Annotated in this window: 18 protein-coding genes and 3 pseudogenes; 19 read left to right on the forward strand and 2 right to left on the reverse strand. The window is 43.6% G+C overall.

Features of this window, described 5'->3' with window-relative positions; genetic code table 11:
• Window positions 1-92: 92 nt before the first annotated feature.
• Window positions 93-1,502 (reverse strand): RsmB/NOP family class I SAM-dependent RNA methyltransferase, encoded by a 1,410-nt coding sequence (locus I2D69_RS01180; RefSeq protein WP_195379268.1) that lies wholly within the window; start codon window positions 1,500-1,502, stop codon window positions 93-95.
• 306 nt (window positions 1,503-1,808) lie between these two features.
• On the opposite strand from I2D69_RS01180, the gene I2D69_RS20395 reads away from it, so the two are divergent.
• The 3 genes and pseudogenes from I2D69_RS20395 to I2D69_RS20605 all read left to right on the forward strand — a co-directional run.
• Complete coding sequence (locus I2D69_RS20395) at window positions 1,809-4,310, forward strand: LuxR C-terminal-related transcriptional regulator (RefSeq protein ID WP_173718778.1); 2,502 nt, start codon at window positions 1,809-1,811, stop codon at window positions 4,308-4,310.
• 75 nt (window positions 4,311-4,385) lie between these two features.
• On the forward strand, window positions 4,386-5,879 hold the full coding sequence (locus I2D69_RS01190; RefSeq protein ID WP_148461243.1) for a hypothetical protein: 1,494 nt from the start codon (window positions 4,386-4,388) through the stop codon (window positions 5,877-5,879).
• A gap of 332 nt (window positions 5,880-6,211) precedes the next feature.
• Window positions 6,212-7,021, forward strand: a pseudogene (locus I2D69_RS20605) (RluA family pseudouridine synthase); the annotation flags it as partial.
• 9 nt (window positions 7,022-7,030) lie between these two features.
• On the opposite strand, the pseudogene I2D69_RS20610 reads toward I2D69_RS20605, so the two are convergent.
• Window positions 7,031-7,207: pseudogene (locus I2D69_RS20610) on the reverse strand (DUF6783 domain-containing protein).
• Here I2D69_RS20610 and I2D69_RS20615 point away from each other — a divergent pair.
• From I2D69_RS20615 to I2D69_RS01275, 16 genes and pseudogenes are all read left to right on the forward strand, one after another.
• Window positions 7,145-7,447: pseudogene (locus I2D69_RS20615) on the forward strand (DUF6783 domain-containing protein); the annotation flags it as partial. The pseudogenes I2D69_RS20610 and I2D69_RS20615 overlap by 63 nt on opposite strands.
• Window positions 7,444-7,956, forward strand: coding sequence for an HD domain-containing protein (locus I2D69_RS01200; RefSeq protein WP_173716379.1), 513 nt, complete (start codon window positions 7,444-7,446; stop codon window positions 7,954-7,956). The pseudogene I2D69_RS20615 and the gene I2D69_RS01200, both read left to right, overlap by 4 nt.
• A 273-nt stretch (window positions 7,957-8,229) precedes the next feature.
• On the forward strand, window positions 8,230-8,583 hold the full coding sequence (locus I2D69_RS01205) for a PadR family transcriptional regulator (protein WP_173716380.1): 354 nt from the start codon (window positions 8,230-8,232) through the stop codon (window positions 8,581-8,583).
• A gap of 5 nt (window positions 8,584-8,588) precedes the next feature.
• Window positions 8,589-9,314, forward strand: coding sequence for a DUF1700 domain-containing protein (locus I2D69_RS01210; protein WP_173716381.1), 726 nt, complete (start codon window positions 8,589-8,591; stop codon window positions 9,312-9,314).
• Window positions 9,311-10,177 (forward strand): DUF4097 family beta strand repeat-containing protein, encoded by an 867-nt coding sequence (locus I2D69_RS01215; protein ID WP_195379270.1) that lies wholly within the window; start codon window positions 9,311-9,313, stop codon window positions 10,175-10,177. Before I2D69_RS01210 ends, I2D69_RS01215 begins: the two co-directional genes overlap by 4 nt.
• Before the next feature lie 93 nt (window positions 10,178-10,270).
• Window positions 10,271-10,456, forward strand: a complete 186-nt coding sequence (locus tag I2D69_RS01220; protein ID WP_021924744.1) for a PspC domain-containing protein — start codon at window positions 10,271-10,273, stop codon at window positions 10,454-10,456.
• Between the two features lie 207 nt (window positions 10,457-10,663).
• A complete protein-coding gene (locus I2D69_RS01225) occupies window positions 10,664-10,852 on the forward strand; it encodes a small, acid-soluble spore protein, alpha/beta type (protein WP_118583262.1) in 189 nt (62 codons plus the stop codon).
• Between the two features lie 359 nt (window positions 10,853-11,211).
• Window positions 11,212-12,087 carry a pyridoxal 5'-phosphate synthase lyase subunit PdxS gene (gene pdxS / locus I2D69_RS01235; protein WP_173770640.1) on the forward strand — a complete coding sequence of 292 codons (876 nt, stop codon included), beginning with the start codon at window positions 11,212-11,214 and terminating at the stop codon, window positions 12,085-12,087.
• A 1-nt stretch (window position 12,088) separates the two neighbouring features.
• Window positions 12,089-12,688: a pyridoxal 5'-phosphate synthase glutaminase subunit PdxT gene (gene pdxT / locus I2D69_RS01240; protein WP_148461249.1), complete on the forward strand. Its 600-nt coding sequence runs from the start codon at window positions 12,089-12,091 to the stop codon at window positions 12,686-12,688.
• A 173-nt stretch (window positions 12,689-12,861) separates the two neighbouring features.
• Window positions 12,862-14,166: an O-acetylhomoserine aminocarboxypropyltransferase/cysteine synthase family protein gene (locus I2D69_RS01245; protein WP_195379271.1), complete on the forward strand. Its 1,305-nt coding sequence runs from the start codon at window positions 12,862-12,864 to the stop codon at window positions 14,164-14,166.
• Window positions 14,167-14,488: 322 nt separating this feature from the next.
• Window positions 14,489-16,171 (forward strand): GGDEF and EAL domain-containing protein, encoded by a 1,683-nt coding sequence (locus I2D69_RS01250; RefSeq protein WP_195379272.1) that lies wholly within the window; start codon window positions 14,489-14,491, stop codon window positions 16,169-16,171.
• Window positions 16,172-16,496: 325 nt separating this feature from the next.
• The gene (locus I2D69_RS01255; RefSeq protein ID WP_195379273.1) at window positions 16,497-17,192 is read left to right on the forward strand and encodes a polyphosphate polymerase domain-containing protein; all 696 of its coding nucleotides are present in this window, start codon (window positions 16,497-16,499) and stop codon (window positions 17,190-17,192) included.
• A gap of 110 nt (window positions 17,193-17,302) precedes the next feature.
• Complete coding sequence (locus I2D69_RS01260; protein WP_173770636.1) at window positions 17,303-17,974, forward strand: DUF4956 domain-containing protein; 672 nt, start codon at window positions 17,303-17,305, stop codon at window positions 17,972-17,974.
• A 137-nt stretch (window positions 17,975-18,111) separates the two neighbouring features.
• Window positions 18,112-20,013 (forward strand): CotH kinase family protein, encoded by a 1,902-nt coding sequence (locus I2D69_RS01265; protein WP_173770635.1) that lies wholly within the window; start codon window positions 18,112-18,114, stop codon window positions 20,011-20,013.
• 294 nt (window positions 20,014-20,307) lie between these two features.
• Window positions 20,308-21,279: a hypothetical protein gene (locus I2D69_RS01270; RefSeq protein WP_173770634.1), complete on the forward strand. Its 972-nt coding sequence runs from the start codon at window positions 20,308-20,310 to the stop codon at window positions 21,277-21,279.
• Between the two features lie 265 nt (window positions 21,280-21,544).
• Window positions 21,545-22,249 carry an ABC transporter ATP-binding protein gene (locus I2D69_RS01275; RefSeq protein ID WP_173770702.1) on the forward strand — a complete coding sequence of 235 codons (705 nt, stop codon included), beginning with the start codon at window positions 21,545-21,547 and terminating at the stop codon, window positions 22,247-22,249.
• Window position 22,250: the final 1 nt, after the last annotated feature.

The following is a 22,250-nucleotide window of genomic DNA, read 5'->3' on the forward strand; positions in this document are numbered from 1 at the left end:
AGATTTTCTCGGAACCTCCGCAAAGCCCTCAGACCAGGCACGCCACATCCACGCACGTCGCAGGCGGAAGGGAAAGCGAAAATTTGACAAACTTACACTCTCCACCCCGCTGGATACTTATTTTTCAATGTCCCATTCACAAGTTTTCCAAACCCAAGGGGATACCCTTCCACACAAAGCAAATGCCATCCTTTAGAATGAGCAGCCTCCTCAGGCTCAATTGTAAGAGTTTCCCCTTTCAGATACCGCTCCAGTCTTGGATCATCTACAGAAAGGGAAATCACAGCTTCAGCTTCATTTTTCCGGAAAGCCAGTGCAAGCGGCTGAGCCGGTTCAAACCGGTTTTTCTTCAGATCTCCCAGATAAAGTCCGTTCCGAATAAACGTAAGTCCTCTGAAATTATAGGAAACAGACGGCAGATAATAAACTTTATCTGCCCGGACCTCCACCCGGTTCCAGTCAAACTCCTGGCCATCTAAAGTTTTCAACCCGATTTCTCTGAAAAATTCTTCCATATACTTCCGGACATCTGCAGCCAGACGACTGGTCTTAGAAGTACCAGCGGAAGGTCCAGCCGTTCCCTCCTTTTGCAAGAGGGCTAGAAAATGCCCCTCCCCCTGCATCTTATGGGGAAAAATGCGCACACATTTTTTCAGTTGTGGATTCCCATCTCCCCATTCAGGATTTCCGGTGGAAAAGCCCTCATAATCCTCCATGGAAATCAGAGACAGTTCCGGCCGTTCCCTGAGAAGCCAGGAAATGATCTGCTCATCCTCACAAGGTGCAAAGGTACAAGTAGAATAAAGCATCTGTCCTCCCGGCTGCAGCATGTCTGCCGCATTCAGACAAAGCTGTTTCTGAATTCTGGAAAGCTCCTCAGACTTCTTAGGAGTCCAGTCTTTGGCAAGAGCTTCCTCCTTACGGAACATCCCCTCTCCGGAACAAGGTGCATCCAGAATGATCTTATGGAAAAATTCCGGAAAATTCTTTACCATTTTTTCAGGCTTTTCATTGGAAACAAAAAGATTGGGAATCCCAAACAGTTCCAGGTTTCGAAGCAGTGCTCTTGCCCTGGTAGTGCTGATATCATTTGCAACCAGAAGTCCTTCACCCTTTAGGGCGGAACCAACTGCAGTTGCTTTTCCTCCAGGAGCTGCACACATATCCAGCACATATTCCCCTGGCTCCACCGGAATACGGGAAGCGGGGGTCATGGCACTTGGTTCCTGAAGATAATAAAGTCCAGCCTGATAAAGAGCACACCGGGATGGCCTTACATCCTCATTGTAAAAATAACCATTCGAAACCCATGGGATTTTTTTCACTTCAAAGGGCACAATCTGTTCAAACTCCTCACAGGAAATCTTTGCCGTGTTTACCCGGAGCCCATAAGTACGCGGCTGTTCATAAGCTGCCAGAAAAGGTTCAAAATCATCCCCAAGCATATCCTTCATCCGATGAAGAAAAGCCTGAGGCAGAGCTGATAATCTATCTGAATCCATAGAAAAATCTCCTTAGTACTGAAATAGAATGATATGAGTGTCAGATTTACTGCGTAAATTTCACGAAAACAGTGAAACACATCTTGCAGAAAGCATTTTTTAAACACATTTTAGTATAGCGGAAGAAAAAGAACAAGTCAAACATAAGCAAAAGCAAAAGAATCCATTGGAATTTCCTGTCTTTTCCACTATAATTAAAAATAGAATGATCATTAGAGCGTGTTTGAAAAATTATTCCTACAAATCATACTCCGGAAACGGTGTAAACAGCAATATACTTATAAAACAAGAGAGTGAGGGTATGAAATGCCAAAAGAAAAAATCAGCCTGAATTCTATTTACATATCAGAACGTTTACAAAAATCCCTGCAGCCTGTTTCCAACAGCGCGCTGACAGCCATAACAGCCCCTATGGGATATGGCAAAACAACCGCCGTAAACTGGTATCTGTCCAGACTGGCGAAAGACACTCAGGCTTTGCTGATCCGGATCAGCATCTACTCCCAAAATCTTTCCATCTTCTGGAAAAGTGTGCAAAATGCATTTTCCTTCGCAGGTCTTAACTTTCTGGAAAACTACGACTGCCCGGAAGATGAAGCCTCCGCTGGATTTTTGACGGAAATTCTATGCTATCAACTGGAAAAATGTGAAAATTGTTATATTTTTATAGATGACTTTCATCTGTTAAAAGATGACCGGGCGGCCACTTTCCTGTGCAGAATGGCAGGGAGGATTCCGGAAAATGTGCATCTGATCGTAGCAAGCCGAAATCATTTTATCAGTGATGACTGGATTGTAAGACTTGGAGGAAGACTTCACAGAATAGAAATAGACGATCTGCGTCTAAACGCTGGGGAGCTGTCAGCCTATATTCGCCGCTGCGGAACTAGCCTGACAGACAGCCAGCTTGAGCAGCTTCTGAAATCCAGCGAAGGATGGTTCGCAGCTGTTTACCTGAATTTGTGTTCTTTTTCAAAATCAGGAGAATTGCCAGGAAAAACATCTGATATTTACCAGATGTTTTCCGCTTCCATGCTGAATCCTTTGCCAGAAGACAGAAAAGAATTTTTAAGTGCCATGGGGCTTGCAGATGAATTCACGGAAGAGATGGCAGAATTTATTACAAAAAGAGAAGACGTACACCAGATCCTGAAAACGCTCACCAGGCAGAATGCTTTTGTCACCTGCCTGAATGACGGGCAGACTTACCGCTTTCACCATATGATGAAAGAGTGCGCGTTTCGTGCGTTCAGAACACTGGATGATTCCAGACAGGCTTTCTATTATGAAAGATATGGTGCATGGTATGAAAAATATGGTGCCTATATCCATGCCTTGTCAGCATACCGGCGAAATCAGAATTTTGCAGCTATTCTCCGGGTGGTGCAAAAAGATGCCGGAATCTTACTTGCTTCTCTAAAACCGGAAGAGGTTCTGGAAGTTTTGAACAGATGTCCGGTTTCCGTTTTAAAAGAATATCCGCTTGCAATTCTGGTTCTTATGAGATGCATGTTTAACTGGAAAAATATTCCCAAAATGCTGGAACTGAAAGAACTTCTTCTGGCATCCATCAGAGAACATCCAAAGCTGTCTGAGGAAGAGAGAGGAAATCTTCTGGGCGAATGCGACCTGATCCAGAGCTTTCTTATGTACAATGATATTTCGAGAATGAGTCAGTTTCACCGCAGTGCCAGCGAGAAGATGACAAGACCTGCCATCAGTATCCGAAGTGACGGAGGCTGGACGTTTGGCTCCCCATCTGTACTTATGATGTTTCACAGGAAAAGCGGAGATCTTGACAAAGAGCTGGAAGAGATGAACCAGTGTATGCCTCATTATTACAAGATCACAAACGGACACGGACAGGGTGCAGAAACGATTATGAGCGCAGAGGCTCACTTTATGCGCGGAAATTTTGTTGATGCCCACATAGCATTGGAAAAGGCTTATACCCAGATTCAGGGAAACGGGCAGGAGAGCATTGCACTTTGCTGCGATTTTCTGGCACAAAGGCTGTCTATCTGCATGGACATAAAAATGAGAAATACATTTGAAGAACGTCGAAAAGAACTGCTGCAGGGGCATAATACCACCTGGGTCAATATTTTTGACAGCACCTGCGCCTATTACTATGCAGTCACCGGACAAACGGAGCGGATTCCGGCTCTCTTTGGAGCGCATATGCTTTCTACGGTGAATTTTCTGGCACCTGGGAGACCGATGATGGAAATGATCGAGAATCAGGTTTATCTTGCCCAGGGAGAATATTCGAAGGTGATCGGAAGAAGCGAATCCATTCTTGCCATGTGTCAGGCTCTTCACTACGATCTGGTGGCGCTTCATGTGCAGATCCAGCTTCTTGCGGCCAACTGGAAGCTGGGAAAAACAGAACAGGCGCTTGAACTTTTGAGAGGATCACTTTCCCAGGCTTTTCCAGATGGAATCCTTATGCCATTTGTGGAGAATTATCCATACATAGAGGAGCTTTTGAAGGGAAGCTTTTTCGGAATCAATGAAAATTTTCTTTTCAGGATCACCAGAATGGGGAAAGAATGGGAAATGCGGTGCGATCAGTTAAAAAAAGAGGAGGCGTATCCGCCGGTCTTTAAAGTACTGTCAGATCGTGAGCTGGAGATTACGGAGCTTATGGCGAAGCATATGAGCAACAAAGAAATCGCCCAGAGTCTGTTTTTATCCGAGGGAACTGTGAAGCAGTACATCAATCAGATTTATTCCAAATTACAGATTCCCGGGGATGTCCGGGTGAAGCGCAAGTATCTTTTGGAGATGATGGAAGGGAAAAGCTAACTGGAAGTTAATACTATTTTTGTCAGAGAAAACGTATAGTAAAGGTACAACATATTTCGACAGGAGGAAAATGGTATGAAGAGAAAAATAGTTACAGCGGTCATCGCGTTTATTTTATGTGCAGCAGTTGTTCCCACAGCTGGTATTTACAGCGTAATGGCAGAAAACGAGGATACGCTTCAGGTAGAGGACGGAGCTGACTATGCAGCACTTTCCGGTGTATGGAAAAATGAAGATGCACAGGCTGATGAAACTCTTACCTTAAGTGCAGACGGATTGTTTGTATATCACACCGGAGAAGGCGATGATGTTCAGGGATATCTGGAATATGTGGATGAATACAACGACGGAAATGGCAGATATGACATGTACAATCGCATGGGCATGTGGCTGGAGGGATTTTATCTGGACTCCGCGGATACTCTTCATATGGGAAATGACGGAGCTGCGGTTTTTACCAGAGCAGAGGAAGATCAGGCAGAAGAGAATTCGGAAGGTCAGACTGAAAACGAAGACAGCGTGGAAAAGAAAAGCTATGTCCTCATGTCAAATAAACGCTATACAGGACTGCGCCCTCTTTATAACAATTCCAGTTGGGAAGGAGGGTATTTCTATTCCGATATGACAGAGGACTGTATGACGGTGATCGTCAACTGCAGTGCTTTAAATGACAATGAATTCACCGGTACCCCGGAGGAATATATGGAACAGTTTGCAGGCTTTGTAAGTGAATCGGAAATAAAGGATTTCACAGCAGTACAGAACCAGGAATATACAGAGAAATTCACTTATCCGGCATATGAACTGGAATTTACCACCGGAGCAAATGAAGATACCTGCAAATGGAAAATGCTGTATTTCCAGACGGATACCAATACCTTTGCTTATGCTTACAGAGTTTCAGCGGATTTTGCTGAGGAGATGGAGGCGGAATACCGGGATGCCATTTCTTCTCTGGAGCTGACGGAGATTGAGGGCGTTGAAAATACAGAAACCACTTTCACTCAAGGGGAAGATTATGATCCAAGTGCCGAAGGAGAGAGCCTGGAAATGTTTATCTCTTATTTTGACAGCTGGTACCAGTATGGAGATTTAAATGCCATGAATATCCGGCTTTATGGAGAAGGAACCTGGGAAATCTACAACAGCCTGAATAGTGATAAAACAGGGGGATATTTTTTTGACAGCGGTACTTTTACCACACTTGGCACAACTGCCCTGAAATTGGTCAATGACAGCGGAATCTATGTGGCAGATGTTACTTTGGATGGAGATGGCGATCTGATGCTCAGTCCTGTGATTTCCGGATATGGAAATATTTATGCAGGTGCAGCTTTTTTACGAGAGTCCGATTCTATCGCCTACGAAGCCCAGACAGCTGACGATGGTGAAGGATACGGAGACTACATTCCTGATGAAGATTATGTAGAGGAAAGTGATCCGGGAGATACTTATTACTGGTATGATGGGGAAGGAAATGTAATGTACTTTGATGGTTCCGACAGCTATTATATAGGACCGGATGACGTGTTCTATATTGATGAGGCAGGAAGGCTGATGGAATACTGATAAGCAGGTAAAACTAGTACATCGTTTCGTAAATAACTATACCAATCGCGTAGGATGGGGATTCGAGTGTGCAGATTGCAGAAAGCCTTTTTCAAACACGCTCTGGGACGTGGACAAAAAGAATTTCCTGAAAAATATATGACAAATTTTGCAAGCCGAATACCTATGTGTATTTCGGCTTGCTTATTATTTACTGTTTTAAGATCATAGGGGATTTCATAAGCTTTCATTTTGTGATAAACTATGTGATAAAGCTAAACAAGCTTCGTGTTTTGAGCAGCGGAGATTTCATTTTGACAAAGATATGGGCAGGAGCTATCAAGGATGCAGATATGGAAAGATATCTTGAGATAAGGATCACAGAGTCTGGAAAAGTAGGAGAGGTTTTGCGGGCTGAGGCAGGGCTTACAAAGAGGCAGATCAGTCAGGCAAAGTTCAGGCCGGGAGGTATCCTTAAAAATGGAAAACAGTGCCGTGTAACGGAAATAGCAGTGCCTGGTGATCGGCTTCAGGTATGTCTGGAAGCGAAAGGGATTGATTCAAAGCAACTGGTGTGTCCAGATACAAGTAGTTTCATAGAACGAGGAAAAAAACAATTATTGGATTTCGAAAGACAAGAGCTGGAAGACGGATTAAAACCCCAGAAACTTCAGATCCTTTATGAAGACCAGGATTTACTTGTAGTAAACAAGCCGGCTGGTATGGTGACGCACCCATCCGGAAGCCATTATCAGGACAGCATTTCTAACCTGCTTGCAGCCTATTTTCGTGAAAAAAATGAGACAACACGCATTCGGTCCATTGGACGTCTGGATAAAGAGACCTCCGGGATTTTACTTTTTGCCAGAAACCAGGTGGCGGCAGCCAGATTGCAGAAGCAGAGGGAAGAAGGAAAGCTGCAGAAGAAATATCTGGCGCTTGCAGAAGGAGATTTATCAGAAGCAAATGATTCTGTATTCTGGAAAGAAATTGCTATACCACTTGCCCCGGATCCGGAAAATCCCATGAAAATGACAATTTCTCCAGATGGACTGTTGCCAGGAAGCAGGAATGCAGTTACGTATTATAAAAACATAAAAAATTTCGGTAACGCGACTCTTGTTGAGCTTCAGCTGGAAACCGGACGAACCCATCAGATCCGGGTTCACATGTCAGGGATAGGTCACCCTCTTCTGGGAGATACGATGTACAATCCTAGAGTGTGTTTGAAAAATCATTCCCACAATCTGCACGCCCCACTTTGCGGTATATTTTGCCCGAATTCAGTTGCCGTAGCCCGCTACGGCGCCCTCATCCGGGCAAAATCTCCCACAAATTGTGACGCACATCTTGCAGAAAGCCTTTTTCAAACACGCTCTGGAGCGTGTTTGAAAATGAGTAACAGCAAAGAAAAAAAGAATACGGAAGGCAGAATAAATAATAGGAATGACTGCTTCAAAAGAGCTGCGCTCCATGCCTGGAAGTTGACTTTTTGTCACCCATTTACAGATGAAATAATCACTCTGGAAGCTCCCCTTCCAGATGATTTCTGCCGCTTTTTGAATGCAAACGAGGAGGAAAAAACATGACAGAAACACAGCAAACCATAAATAATGTTATCGCAAAAATGATCGCATATTCCGATGGAAACAAGCATGATATTGCCCATTTCCTGAAGGTATATACATATGCCAGAATGATTGGCGAGATGGAAAATTTGACCGAAAGAAAGCAGGAAATTCTGGAAATCGCAGCCGTGATCCACGACATTGCCTGCCCTGTATGCCGCGTAAAATATGGTAATACAAACGGCTCCAACCAGGAAAAAGAAAGTCCTGAGCTGGTAAAAAATTTCCTTAAGGATGTGGAAATTGATGATGAAATGAAAGAGAGAATCAACTATCTGGTCAGCCATCACCACACTTATACAAACGTAGACGGACTGGACTACCGCATTCTTCTGGAAGCTGATTTCCTTGTAAATGCAGATGAAAGTGAAATGTCTGAGAATGCTGTCGAAACAGCCAGAGAGCGCGTATTTGAGACCAATACAGGCAAAAATTTACTCACAAGTATCTATAAATTGCCTGCCAGGTAAAGCAATAGAAGGCGTTGAAAAAGAAAAAAATTGGGCTTGTAGTGAAGGATAAAAAAGGCTTTCACCTGTGACGGAGAAATTTATCAGTTATTTGAAGTGAAAGAAAATATGTTGAAATATTGGCGTGGCATTGGCTGCGCCTTTTTTTGTGTAAATGATAGAAATATAGAAATTTGTTTTCAAAAATGGTATTGACAAAACTATATTATATATCATATAGTATTGTTAATTAAATAATATTGATGAATTATATAATATGATTGGAGTGATCAGATGGTATTTAACACAGGAGCTGCACTTCTGGATGCTATTGTCCTGGCGGTTGTGTCCAAGGAGCCGGAAGGTACTTACGGATACAAGATCACCCAGGATGTACGCGGAGTTCTGGATATTTCAGAATCCACACTTTATCCAGTGCTGCGCCGCCTGCAGAAGGATGACTGCCTGGAAGTCTACGATCAGGCATATGCCGGACGAAATCGCAGATATTATAAACTGACGGAGAAAGGGCAGGCACAGCTGAATTTGTACAAGATCGAGTGGAAGAATTATTCCACCAAGATAGGCAGTATGTTTGAGGACGCTGGCAGAAATGCGGACAGCGGCCACATGAGGGAGGAGAATTAACAGGTATGGACAGAGCGCAGTTTATGAAACAGCTAGAGAGGCTGCTGTCTGATATTTCGGAAGCAGAAAAGCAGGAGGCGCTGGCTTACTACAACAGTTATTTTGACGAAGCCGGTCCTGAGAATGAGGCTTCCGTGATCAGAGAGCTTGGAAGCCCCGGAAAAGTGGCTGCCATAATAAAGGCAGACCTTGACGAAAGCAATGAGGAATATGCACAGTATACAGAGAATGGATATGAGGACTTGAGGGAAAACAAGGCTTCTTATATGCCGGAGATTCGCCAAAGAGATGGGGAACATGCAGGAAAAACAGATCGTATCCACAGGGGATATCGCCCGAAAGAGAAGGGAAGCAACAGCAGATTTATCCTGATCCTAATTGCCCTGGTATTTCTTTCCCCATTTATCATTACAGCAGCCAGTGGCGTGTTCAGTATTTTACTGGTGGTGATCTTGTTTCCGTTTTTGGCAATTTTTGTATCCGGAGTTGTGGCGTTCGCATTTATCGTAGCAGCCTGCGCCTGCATGAGTGTGGGGGTTGGAACTTTGGTTACCAATACTGCTGTGGGACTTCTGGTAATGGGAATCGGCTGTCTTTTGTTTGCATCAGGAATTCTGTTCTGCATTTTAACAGGATGGCTGGGCTCCACGATTTTCCCATGGATTCTTCGTAAGGTGACAGACTTTTTACAGAAAATCGTGTATCGGAATAAGAAGGAGGAGCAGGCATGAAAAAAGGAACAAAGGGAATGCTGATTGCAGCAGGTGCTTTCGCAGTGGCAGGAATTGGTTTATGTATCGGTGGAATTTCTGTAGCAGCAGTGGAAACAGGCGTAAATGTGTTTGATCAGGCTGGACAGCTGCTTCAGGATAATGATTATCCGCTGGCTGGTTTGATCCATTGGGGAAACGTCCAATATCATTCTTCTGACATAGATTGGGATGCTTTAGATGGAAATACTGTGGATATGGATTTTGCCAGTGATCTGGAAATCAGTTTGAAGTATGATGAGCTCCTTATCCAGGAATACGATGGTGACAAGATTCGGGTAAATGTGGCAAATGATACGAAGAACGATGTGGTGGTTAAGGAAACTTCTGGGAAAATCACGATTACAGATACCCGCAGTGGCAATGTAAAAAAGAAGAAACAGATAAAAGTCAGTATTCCTTCAGTGAAAGAATTTGATACGGTAAGCTTGGGCGTTGACATGGGAACCATTGATCTGGAGTGCGATTTAAAAGTACAGGAGCTTTCGGTGGAAGTTGGTGCCGGAGAATTTTGCGGTTATGGAAATATCACAGCAGCGAATTGTGATCTTCAGGTTGGCGCCGGAACCATCGACATTGATCAGATTGATGTTCAGAAACTGAATGCGGACTGCGGTGCTGGTGAAATTGACATGGTAGTAACTGGAAAAGAGAAGGACTATAATTACGATCTTTCCTGTGGTATGGGTGAGATTGATTTGGAGGATTCTGAGTACAGTGGACTTGGCATTGAGAAAAACATTTCCAATGAAGGTGCCAGAAAAGATATGGTGCTGGAATGCGGAATGGGCGAGATTGATGTGGAGTTTACTGGGGAAAACTAAATCTTGCAGAAAGCTCTTTTCAGACACGCTCTGGTGTAAAGTTATGTAATGGATAAAAAATGAGACAGAAATGTCAGATCGGAGGAATCAATTATGAGCAATAAGCGTTTATACAAATCAACCGTAAACTGTATGCTGTGCGGTGTGTGCGGCGGAATTGCCGAGTATTTTGATATCGACCCAACCCTGGTCCGCCTAGCCTGGGTGATTCTGACCTGCTTCGGCGGCGCCGGAATCTGGGCATATATTATTGCAGCGATTATTATTCCGAAAGCATAAGAAGAACCGCACAAGCTCCACTGCCTGCGAAAACTTAGCTGCGGGAGGCCGAGCTGCTTAGTTGTAGTTGACAGTCAGCTTGGCAGAATATTGCGACGGTTCGCGTGGAATATGCCATGTCAAATTGCATCCACTTTGAATAAATGTATTGTATTTTGTCCATACTCCCTATATACATCCAAACACTGTAAAAAGGAGCATAGACATATGAACAAAGACAAAGAAGTAGAAGCTTACAAATCCGGAAATCTTACCCCTGAAGAACAGACAAAATATGAAATTGCGCAGGAACTTGGCATTCTGGATAAAGTCTTAGAAGGGGGCTGGAAAAGCCTCTCCGCCAAAGAAACGGGCCGGATCGGTGGCATAATGGCGCGAAAGAAACCGAAAAAATAATAGTATATTATTTGCCCCTGCAACCTGTTATCAGGCTCTAGGAGGGGCGGGAAAATGGGGGACGCGTAAGCGTCTCCTTTTCAGAAAAAACGGAGGAAAACTATGCGTATCCTGATTGCAGAAGACGAGGTAGAAATTGCCCGGGCACTGAAGGTTTTGCTGGAAAAAAACAAGTCCTGCAGGACAGTTTGAGAGAAAATATTCAAACTGTCCTTTTAAAATATATAAAAATTGGATATTTATAACGGTACAGTATTCCTGTATGCTTTCAGACAAATAAAAGGCAGTTGAAGAAATGGAAATCTGTTAAAACAGTGCCCCACAATTTTTCTGCACAATACATACAGGAGGAAATCAAAATGAGCCAGGAAAGATATGCATTAAATAAACAGCTTGCACAGATGTTAAAAGGTGGAGTGATCATGGACGTTACCACTCCGGAACAGGCAAAAATCGCAGAGGAGGCAGGCGCCTGCGCAGTAATGGCACTGGAGAGAATCCCAGCAGACATCCGTGCAGCAGGCGGTGTTTCCAGGATGAGCGACCCAAAAATGATCAAAGGAATCCAGGAGGCAGTCTCCATTCCGGTTATGGCGAAGTGCCGTATCGGACATTTTGTAGAAGCGCAGATCCTGGAAGCAATTGAGATTGATTATATTGATGAGAGCGAGGTACTTTCCCCGGCAGATGATGTTTACCATATTGACAAGCGTCAGTTTAAAGTACCATTTGTATGCGGAGCCAAAGATTTAGGAGAAGCTTTAAGGCGAATCGCAGAAGGCGCTTCCATGATCCGTACAAAAGGCGAACCAGGAACCGGCGATGTGGTACAGGCGGTGCGCCACATGCGCATGATGAATAGCGAGATCGCGAAAGTGGTTTCCATGCGTGAGGATGAGCTTTTTGAAGAAGCAAAGAACCTGCGTGTACCGTATGAGCTGGTTGAGTATGTACACAAAAGCGGAAGACTTCCTGTGGTAAACTTTGCAGCAGGCGGTGTTGCGACTCCTGCAGATGCGGCACTTATGATGCAGCTTGGCGCAGAAGGTGTGTTTGTGGGCTCTGGTATTTTCAAATCCGGTGATCCGAAGAAGCGTGCAGCAGCTATTGTAAAAGCGGTCACCAACTATCAGGATTCCAAAATGCTTGCAGAGCTTTCCGAGGATCTTGGTGAGGCTATGGTTGGAATCAATGAGCAGGAAATCCAGCTTCTGATGGCAGAGAGGGGCAAATAAGATGAAAATCGGAATCCTTGCTGTGCAGGGAGCTTTTGCAGAACATAAGAGCAAACTGGAAAAACTGGGTGCCCGGTGCGTGGAGCTGCGGAAAAAAGAAGATCTGGATGGAGGCTTTGACGGACTGGTTTTGCCAGGAGGGGAGAGTACGGTACAGGGAAAACTCCTTCGGGAGCTGGAAATGTTTGAGCCTTTGAAAGAGAAAATCCAGGCAGGAATGCCGGTGCTTGCCACTTGTGCAGGGGTGATCCTTCTGGCTGACCACCTCTCTAATGACGGGCATGTGTATTTCGGAACCATGCCTGTGACAGTAAAAAGAAATGCCTACGGCAGACAGCTTGGCAGTTTTCACACCATCAGGGAAATGAAAGGAATCGGTCAGGTTCCCATGACATTCATTCGTGCCCCTTATATTGAAAAATGTGGGGAAGGCGCAGAAGTACTGGCTGAGGTGGATGGAAATATTGTAGCTGTAAAGTATAAAGAGCAGTATGGACTGGCATTTCATCCGGAACTGGATGAGGATGACAGGATACATGAGGCGTTTCTGAATAGTGTAAAGAAATATGCAAAGAAAAATTCCCCAAACACCTGGCTATAGAATGAAACTATAACCAGATATTATTTTTACATATTAGACAGATAATCCCCAGTATGTTACTATGCATTCATCAACAAAAACAAAGCAACAGCAAAGAAAAACATCAAAAACAATAACAAAACTAACATTAACAAAAAATGATGAAAAATAGTAAACATACGGAGGAAAGAAAAATGGCAGATATCAGAGATTCTAAAAACTGGGGATTTGAAACAAAACAGTTACACATTGGACAGGAGAAAGCAGATCCGGTAACAGATGCAAGAGCTGTTCCAATCTACGCTTCCACATCTTATGTGTTCCATAACTCACAGCATGCAGCTGACCGTTTCGGACTTCGCGATGCCGGAAATATTTATGGAAGACTTACCAACCCTACAGAGGATGTTTTCGAGCAGAGAATTGCTGCTCTTGAAGGCGGAGTTGCAGCACTTGCAGTTGCTTCCGGTGCAGCAGCTATCAATTATACATTCCAGGCACTTGCAAAAACAGGTGAGCACATTGTAGCTTCCAAGACCATCTACGGCGGAACATATAACCTTCTGGCACATACTCTTCCGCAGACCAGCGGTATCACCGCAACATTTGTAGACCCGGATGTAGAAGGCTCCTTCGAATCGGCAATCCAGGAAAACACAAAAGCAATCTTCATTGAAACCCTTGGAAACCCGAACTCCAACCTGATTGATATTGAAGAAGTTGCAAAAATTGCGCACAAACATAACATTCCTCTTGTAGTTGATTCTACATTTGCAACTCCTTACCTGGTTCGCCCGATTGAGTATGGTGCAGATATCGTCGTTCATTCTGCCACCAAATTTATCGGCGGCCATGGAACTGCAATCGGTGGAGTGATTGTAGACAGCGGTAACTTTGACTGGAAGGCATCCGGCAAATTCCCGTGGATTTCTGAGCCGAACCCAAGCTATCATGGAATTTCCTTTGCAGAGGCAACCGCTCCGGCAGCATTTGTAACTTACATTCGTGCAATCATCCTTCGTGATACAGGAGCTACCCTTTCTCCATTCCATGCATTTATGTTCTTACAGGGACTGGAAACTCTTTCCTTAAGAGTGGAGCGTCACGTAAGCAACGCCCTGAAAATCGTAGATTACCTGTCTAAACATCCACAGGTAGAAGCTGTTCATCATCCATCACTGGAGAGTGAGCCAAGCCATTATCTTTATAAGAAATACCTTCCAAACGGTGGCGGTTCCATCTTTACATTTGAGATCAAGGGTGATGCACAGACCGCTCAGAAGTTTATTGATAACCTTGCAATCTTCTCACTGCTTGCAAACGTTGCAGATGTAAAATCTCTTGTGATCCATCCTGCAACAACCACACACAGCCAGTGCACAGAGGAAGAACTTCTTGACCAGGGCATCAAACCAAACACAATCCGTCTTTCCATCGGTATTGAGAAAGTGGAAGACCTGATCGCGGCTCTGGACGCAGCATTCGAGGCAGTAAAATAATTAAAAAATAAATTCATTTTTGTAAAAGGTACTGTATCTCCTGAAATGGGAAATATAGTACCTTTTTTACGGGCTGCAACAAACGAATTCGGGCAAAATATGCCGCAAAGTGTGACGTGCGGATTGCAGGATGATTTTTCAAACAGGCTCTGGCATCTACGGAATGGTTACAGATTATCATAAAAATGTTTGTATTATTTATTCTTCTGTTTATACTTTTTTAACATTTTATGTGCAGAATTGTCAAAAACTGTAGACAGAATTGTGCAAAGTATGGTAAAATATTGATGTATTAGGGGAAAAGGGAAGGCAGTGATTTTGTGTGATAGATATCTCTAATCTTGACAGCCATATATTTGATGCTCTGTCTCAGACTTCAGATAATATGTACATTTATATAGCAGACCTGGAACGCGATTTTTCCAGATGGTCTAAGCCAAGTGTGGATTACTTCAATCTGCCGGGAGAATTTATAGAGAATACGGCGAAGGAATGGGTACAGCATATCCATCCTGCAGACCAGCATATTTTTCTGGAGGATATCGGTCGTATTTTTGAGGGGAAAAGCAACCGGCATAATTGTGAATACCGGGCTTTAAATAAATATGGGAAATATGTATGGGTAAGGTGCCAGGGAATTGTGGAGCGGAATGCGGATGGAAGCCTTGGCCTTTTTGTTGGCACGATGATGAATCTTGGTGTGAATGCCAAGTTTGACCAGCCCACTGGTTTATATACGTTTCATGAGCTGAAGAAGCAGCTTCCGTCATTTATCAGTCATGGAATGGAAGGTGCGGTTCTTCTTTTTGATGTGGACAGACTTCAGAGAATCAATGATATTCTTGGGTATCTGGTAGGAGATGAGGTGCTGCAGCGTCTTGGACAGAAATGTCAGAGTATGGAGGGCGTTATTTCTTATCGAGGACCAGGAGGTAAATTCTATTGTATTACCACGGAGAAATCCGAGAGTGCGCTTGACCGGATTTACCGGGAAGTGCAGAGATTTTCGGAGGAAGTCCCCAGGGAGATGAATCTGGAGATCCAGTTGACAATTTCCTGCGGAGTGGCCTTTTTTCCACAGGATGCAGAGGATTTCGAGACTTTGCATGCAAATGTGGAATACGCCCTTGAGCAGGCGAAGAAAGTGGGACGTGGCAGCATTGCGCAGTTTTCCGGACAAATGCACAGAAAAACAGTGGAGAAATTCCGACTGCAGGAAGTGCTCCGTGAGTCTGTTGCCAATAATTGCAGAGGGTTTGCACTGGTATACCAGCCTCTGGTGAACGGAGAGACTCAGGAGGTTTATGGTGCTGAGACTCTGATGCGTTTTTATCTGCCGGATGGAACCCTGGTTTCCCCAATGGAATTTATTCCCATCCTGGAGGAAGACGGAACCATCAGACAGGTGGGAGAGTGGCTTTTGAATGAGGCACTTGCCCAGGCGGCCTTGTGGCGCATGGAGAATCCTGATTTTGTAATTTCCGTGAATGTTTCTTATATCCAGATACTTCAGGAAGGCTTCAGGGAAATGGTGACACGGATCGTGGAAGAATCCGGCACACCGGAGAAGCAGCTGATCCTGGAGCTTACAGAGAGCTGTAAGGTATCCGATCCCAACGGCCTTCGGGATGATTTTGAATATTTTAAAAATATGGGGATCAATATGGCACTGGATGATTTCGGCACGGAGTACTCATCCATTGCATTGCTTCGCAAGCTGAAACCACAGTGGATCAAGATCGATCATACGTTTGTCCGTTCCATTCAGGATGATGAGATGGATCAGGCGATTCTGGAATATATTATGAATCTGAGTAAGCAGACCAGAATAAAGGTTTGTGTGGAAGGTGTGGAGAATGAGGAAATCCTTTCCGTTGTCCAGACTTATAAGCCGGAATTGCTTCAGGGATACTATTATTCCAGACCTTGTCCGGCGGAGGAATTTTCAAAGAAATATTTCAATGGAAAAGATAAGACAGGCAGCTACGGTTGTCTGAAAAAATAATTCTGATAAGTGTTTTTTTCAAACACACTCTAGCCTCATGCTATAGAGCATGGGGCTTTTTTTGTGTGCATAATGCAATAGATCAAATCCTGTATTTATATGAGATTCTGGTGTATTCCACGAAAGGTTAAAAAACTGCAATAAGAGGTTCTTAAAGTTTCGCAGAATAGTCACATATTTTTTTAAGTACATTTCAGGTTCAGCTTCTATAATTTGGAATCGATATATCCAATATTTGTGTGTTTATTATATTGGATTTGTAAAAAGCGGAGCTTGTATTGGAAAATTACAATATGTCAGACTCCGGGAAGGGAGGATGAAGCAAATGGAGAAAAAAGAACATTATCGTCATGAGTTAAAATATACCATAAACTACTGGCAGTATCTGCAGCTTCGGAGCCGTTTCCGTCAGGTGATGAAAATGGATCCCCATACAAGGGCAGATGGAACCTACAGCATTCGAAGTATCTACTTTGACAATATCCAGGATAAAGCACTGCGGGAAAAAGTGAATGGTATGGCAAAAAGAGAAAAGTTTCGGATTCGCTACTATAATGATAATTTTGAACGGATTACACTTGAAAAAAAGATAAAAAATAACAATCTTTGCATAAAAGTAAGCGCTGGCTTGACGGAAAAAGAGTGCAGAAAACTACTTAATGGTGATTTGGAGTGGATGAAGACACATTCCTCTTCATTGGTTCAGGAACTTTATGGAAAAATGAAGTACCAGCAGCTGCGGCCGAGAGTACTTGTTTCTTATACAAGGGAGCCCTACATTTATGCGGCAGGAAATGTACGGATCACCTTTGACTGGAATGTACGGACCACTATGTACCACGGAAAATTTCTGGAAAAAAAAGTGTATGATGTGGAGACGGGACAGCAGTGTCCGGGAGAGATGATCATGGAAGTAAAGTATGATGCTTTTTTGCCCGGGGTGATACAGAATCTGATCCAGACAGATGGAGTAAGGCAGGAATCTTTTTCCAAATATGCAGCATGCAGAACATACGGATAAAGTGTTCAGTATCATAGTATATTCGCCCGTTGTGGCTGCTCCGGGAAGAAAGTATATTAGATGGATATGATTTCATATTTAAGAATGTAAAATATAGGAGTATAACAATTATGACATTTAATGATATTTTTAAATCCAGTTTCTTGGAAAATATAACAGAATTTTCAGCAACAGATACCCTGATCGCAATGGTGGCAGCTCTTGTCATCGGGATGTTTATTTTTGTGGTTTATAAGAAAACTTTTAACAGTGTAATGTATTCCACCGGTTTTGCCATGACTCTGGTGGGGATGACTATGGTGACTACTCTGGTAATCCTGGCAGTAACATCAAACGTTGTGTTGTCGCTTGGTATGGTTGGTGCTCTTTCTATTGTGCGCTTTCGTGCAGCAATCAAAGAGCCTATGGAGATTGTGTATCTGTTCTGGGCTGTAGCTGCAGGAATTGTAATTGGTGCCGGAATGCTGCCGCTGGCTGTGATTGGCTCTGGTATTATTGGTGTGATCCTGATTCTTTTTGCCAATAGAAAGGTACATGACAATCCATATCTGCTGATTCTGGACTGTCAGGACGAGAATGCAGAAAATGCAGCTGTTTCCCTCATGAAAGAAGCCGTAAAAAAGTATGCCGTGAAATCAAAGACGGTAAATGCACAGGGAATTGAATTTACAGCAGAGATTCGGATGAAAGATGGGGAGACTGCTTTTGTGAATCGTCTCAATGAGATCACAGGCGTGGAAAACGCGACTCTGGTAAGCTATAACGGAGAATATATGTCCTGATGGGAATTGCTCAGAGACAATCCGGGAAGTGCAGAAAAAATCCTGAAAAGTTCTGCGAGGCGTTCGGTGTGAACAGTACTTCCCCTGACAGATTTTCAGGAAAAGGATGAGAAAAAACTGACAGGAGGAATAGACATATGGTTACAAATAAATATATAACAAAAATCATTTCTGCACTTATGGCACTGGCGGTGATTCTCTGTCTTGCGACATCCGCTTTTTCCAAGCAGCTTCAGGCTGTTTACGGAAATAATGCTGTGACCATGGAATACGAAACCGAACTGTTTGATACAGACCAGGTTATGGATATCGATATTCTTATGGATGAGGATGACTGGAATGAGATGCTGGAAAATGCTATTTCTGAAGAATATTATTCCTGCGATGTTGTGGTAAATGGCAAGAAGTTCTATTCTGTGGGAATACGGCCCAAGGGAAATACCAGCCTTTCGTCTATTGCAAGTGCCCCCGATACAGATCGGTACAGCTTTAAACTGGAATTTGATCATTACATTGAAGGGCAGACCTGCTATGGTTTAGATAAACTGATTTTGAATAATAATTATGCTGACGCTACCAATATGAAAGAAGCTGTTGTTTATGATATGTATCAGTATCTGGATGTGGATGCATCACTTTATAATTATGCAAAAATCTGTGTAAACGGAGATTACCGGGGCATGTATCTGGCTTTGGAAGCTGTAGAGGACAGTTTTATGCTGCGCAATTATGGCACAGAAGATGGAAATCTGTATAAGCCGGAAAGCATGGGTGTTGGCGGCGGTGATGGGGAGGAAGGGAAAGATGGAGGCGAATTTCCCGGTATTGACGCAGAAAAGGTAGGAGAAGACAGTCAGGAAAGTGATGGTGAAAAGACAGGAGAAGACAGCCAGAATAGTAACAGGAAGGAAAACGAGGAATCCGGTACAGACAATGGGGAAACGGCGGAAAGTGAAAAAGAAAGCCCATCAGCAAGCAGTGAAAGTCAGATGCCACAGGGAGGCGGTTTCCAAGGTGGTGCACCGCAAATGGGAAATCCGCCGGAGAATATTCAGATGCCCCAGAGTGAAAATGACAAAATGCCAGATGAATTTCAGTTTTCCCAAAATGGTGAACAATCTGAGGATATTGATTTTTCAGATTTTAAGATGGGTGCCATAGGTGGCAGCGGAGGCGCGGATCTGAATTACACAGATGATGACCTTGACAGCTACTCCACTATCTGGGACGGAGAAGTTACCAGCTCGGGCAAAAAAGATCATAAGCGCGTGGTAGAAGCCCTGAAGAATATTAGTGAAGGCACAGATCTTGAGACGTATATGGATGTAGACAATATCTTGAAATATATGGCAGTTCACACCTTTGTGGTAAACGATGACAGTCTTTCCGGTACAATGGCCCATAATTATTATCTCTATGAATACAACGGTAAACTGAATATTCTCCCATGGGATTACAATCTTTCTTTTGGAGGAATGTCCATGGGTGGTGGAATGGGAGGTCAGTCTTCTGGTGCCACATCTGTGATAAACGATGCTATTGACACACCATTTTCTATTACAAACTTCTTTGATGCATTGCTGGAAAATGAAGAATATCTGGCGAAATACCATGAGTACTTAAATGAGCTTGTAGAGAAATATGTAAATGGCGGTGAATTCCAGAAAACTTATGAGCGGATCCGCAGCCAGATTGATGAGCTTGTGGCAGAAGATCCCACTGCATTTTACAGCTATGAAGAGTATGAGGCAGCTGTCGAAATGCTGTATGAAGTAATAAATCTCCGCGGGGAAAGTGTAAGCGGTCAGTTGGACGGCACAATTCCTTCCACAGATGATGGACAGAAGGCGGACTCATCCACTCTTATAGACGGTTCCGGCATTGAACTTAGTGTGATGGGAAGTATGTCCATGGGAGGTGGAGCAGGAGAAGGCATTGGAGTTCCCGGCGGAAGAGGTGATGGAGGGCAGATGAGAGCTCCTGGCGGAAGCGTTGATGAACAGCAGACAGGAGTTCCCGGTGGAAGCGTTGATAAATAGCAGACAGGAACTTCCAGTGGAGGCAGTGATGGACAGCAGATGAGAGCTCCCGGTGGAAGCATTGATGAACAGCAGACAGGAGCTTCCGGTAAAGAGGCTGGTAATTCAGATGGAAATGAAGCATTACAAAAAACAGAGTCAGGTGGTGTATAATAAGAAAAACGGAGTTGAAAAGCCATGGTTAATCCGTTATAATTTTCATATATAAATACATGAAAAAAGTTTTTTTTCAGAAAATTGTATGTTGCTGGTCATGGGGTGGACAGCAACGACTATATGAAGGGGGATTTTTCTATGACGAAAATGAAGAAGATTTGCATACCTGTTCTTGCAGCTGCAGCCCTTGCGTTTTCAGTTCCCGGAACTACGCAGGAGGCAGAGGCTTCCTGTAATACTTACCGTGTGAATGTTGCTACTGGATATCTGGCTCTTCGGACAGATACATCCTATAATAGCGGTAATGAGATTGGAGAGCTTTACAGTGGCGATCTGGTGGAAGTGATGGATTACACTGGTGCCACTGGTTACTGGTATGTATACTCTCCTAAGTATGACGATTTCGGATACGTGAATAATGATTATCTGGATTCTGTGACATCTTCCGTATCTTCCTATGATACAATGTGGACCGTAAGCGTTTCCACCGGATATCTGGCTCTTCGCAATGTACCGGAATATGATGCATCTAATGAAATCGGTGAGCTCTATTCAGGAGATACCGTCTGGGTTTCCGACAGCAGCAATTCTCAGTACTGGTATGTGTATTCCCCGAAACTGGACGGCTATGGATATGTGAACCAGGAGTACCTGTACAGAGAAGAGGGACTGGATACAGATTCCAGCTATTTTGGCGAAATAAGAACGGTCAGTGTTGCCAAGGGCTATCTGGCACTTCGCAATATGAAGGCATATGATGCTTCCAATGAAATCGGGGAATTATATTCCGGTGATACCGTACAGCTTCTGGATACAAGTGATTCCCAGTACTGGTATGTGTATTCCCCGAAATATGATACCAATGGATTTGTAAACAAAGATTATCTGGTGGGTGGAAATGCATATGCTACCTTGTATGTAAAAGTGCCTACCGGCTATCTGGCTCTTCGATCCGCTATGGGATATGATGCGGCAAATGAGATTGGTGAACTGAATACCGGTGATACTGTGGTAGTAATTGATTCCAGTTCGGATAAATACTGGTATGTATATTCTCCACGCCTTATGAAATACGGATATGCGGATTGTAATTATATATTCTGCAATTGATGAGCAGGAAAGAAAAACAGCCTCTGACTTTTTTACTGGGAAAGTCAGAGGCTGTTTTTGAAATAACTATAATTTTTATAACTGCACACTTGAATTCATATCCTACGCGATTGGTATAGTTGTTACTGTTTACTCCGTGACCAGTAACGTATAGTTATCTTTATAGAAATTTCATACTTTCTCTGATTGAACAAAAAAACCTGCAATGCTATACTAAAATTAAAACATATTTGAAAAACAGGAGTGTGATAAATTGCAGGATACCATAGAAAACTATATTCACCTTGAAAAGGTTTCCAAGATTTATGGAACAAAAGAAGTAAAAATAATCGCAGTAGATGAGATCAGCTTTAACATAGCAAAAGGCGAGTTTGCCGTGATCGTAGGTCCCAGTGGCGCTGGTAAGACTACGGTTCTGAATATTCTGGGAGGAATGGATACTGCCACCAGCGGTCAGATCTGGGTAGATGGAAGGAATATAGCGAAATACAATAACCGCCAGCTCACCAGCTACCGCAGGGACGATATTGGATTTGTTTTTCAGTTTTATAATCTGGTTCCCAATCTGACAGCTCTGGAAAACGTAGAACTGGCAGGACAGATCTGTAAGAACCCCATGGATCCGAAAACTGTTTTGGAAGAGGTGGGCCTGAAAGACAGACTTGGAAATTTTCCTGCCCAGTTATCAGGCGGTGAACAGCAGAGAGTTTCCATTGCAAGAGCTCTTGCCAAGAATCCGAAGATGCTCCTTTGTGATGAGCCTACAGGTGCGCTGGATTACCAGACTGGTAAGGCAATTCTCAAGCTTTTACAGGATATGTGCCGCCAAAAGGGGATGACAGTAGTGGTTATCACTCATAACTCTGCATTGACGCCTATGGCAGATCGCGTGATTAAAATAAAAAACGGCAAGGTGGCACAGATGACTTTGAATGCCCACCCAACCCCGGTAGAAGAAATTGAGTGGTAGG

Origin of the sequence: Ruminococcus sp. D54t1_190329_F1 (assembly GCF_015551645.1) — a bacterium.
Classification (GTDB): Bacteria; Bacillota; Clostridia; order Lachnospirales; family Lachnospiraceae; genus Blautia_A; species Blautia_A faecis.

Bases quoted from the DNA above. Each gene is read 5' to 3' on its own strand.
- I2D69_RS01265 (WP_173770635.1), top strand. From the start codon at position 18,112: ATGGTTACAAATAAATATATAACAAAAATCATTTCTGCACTTATGGCA.
- I2D69_RS01210 (WP_173716381.1), top strand. From the start codon at position 8,589: ATGGACAGAGCGCAGTTTATGAAACAGCTAGAGAGGCTGCTGTCTGAT.
- I2D69_RS01190 (WP_148461243.1), top strand. From the start codon at position 4,386: ATGAAGAGAAAAATAGTTACAGCGGTCATCGCGTTTATTTTATGTGCA.
- I2D69_RS01260 (WP_173770636.1), top strand. From the start codon at position 17,303: ATGACATTTAATGATATTTTTAAATCCAGTTTCTTGGAAAATATAACA.
- I2D69_RS01270 (WP_173770634.1), top strand. From the start codon at position 20,308: ATGACGAAAATGAAGAAGATTTGCATACCTGTTCTTGCAGCTGCAGCC.
- pdxT (WP_148461249.1), top strand. From the start codon at position 12,089: ATGAAAATCGGAATCCTTGCTGTGCAGGGAGCTTTTGCAGAACATAAG.
- I2D69_RS01225 (WP_118583262.1), top strand. From the start codon at position 10,664: ATGAACAAAGACAAAGAAGTAGAAGCTTACAAATCCGGAAATCTTACC.
- I2D69_RS01215 (WP_195379270.1), top strand. From the start codon at position 9,311: ATGAAAAAAGGAACAAAGGGAATGCTGATTGCAGCAGGTGCTTTCGCA.
- I2D69_RS20395 (WP_173718778.1), top strand. From the start codon at position 1,809: ATGCCAAAAGAAAAAATCAGCCTGAATTCTATTTACATATCAGAACGT.
- I2D69_RS01245 (WP_195379271.1), top strand. From the start codon at position 12,862: ATGGCAGATATCAGAGATTCTAAAAACTGGGGATTTGAAACAAAACAG.
- I2D69_RS01255 (WP_195379273.1), top strand. From the start codon at position 16,497: ATGGAGAAAAAAGAACATTATCGTCATGAGTTAAAATATACCATAAAC.
- I2D69_RS01180 (WP_195379268.1), bottom strand. From the start codon at position 1,502: ATGGATTCAGATAGATTATCAGCTCTGCCTCAGGCTTTTCTTCATCGG.
- I2D69_RS01220 (WP_021924744.1), top strand. From the start codon at position 10,271: ATGAGCAATAAGCGTTTATACAAATCAACCGTAAACTGTATGCTGTGC.
- I2D69_RS01200 (WP_173716379.1), top strand. From the start codon at position 7,444: ATGACAGAAACACAGCAAACCATAAATAATGTTATCGCAAAAATGATC.
- pdxS (WP_173770640.1), top strand. From the start codon at position 11,212: ATGAGCCAGGAAAGATATGCATTAAATAAACAGCTTGCACAGATGTTA.
- I2D69_RS01205 (WP_173716380.1), top strand. From the start codon at position 8,230: ATGGTATTTAACACAGGAGCTGCACTTCTGGATGCTATTGTCCTGGCG.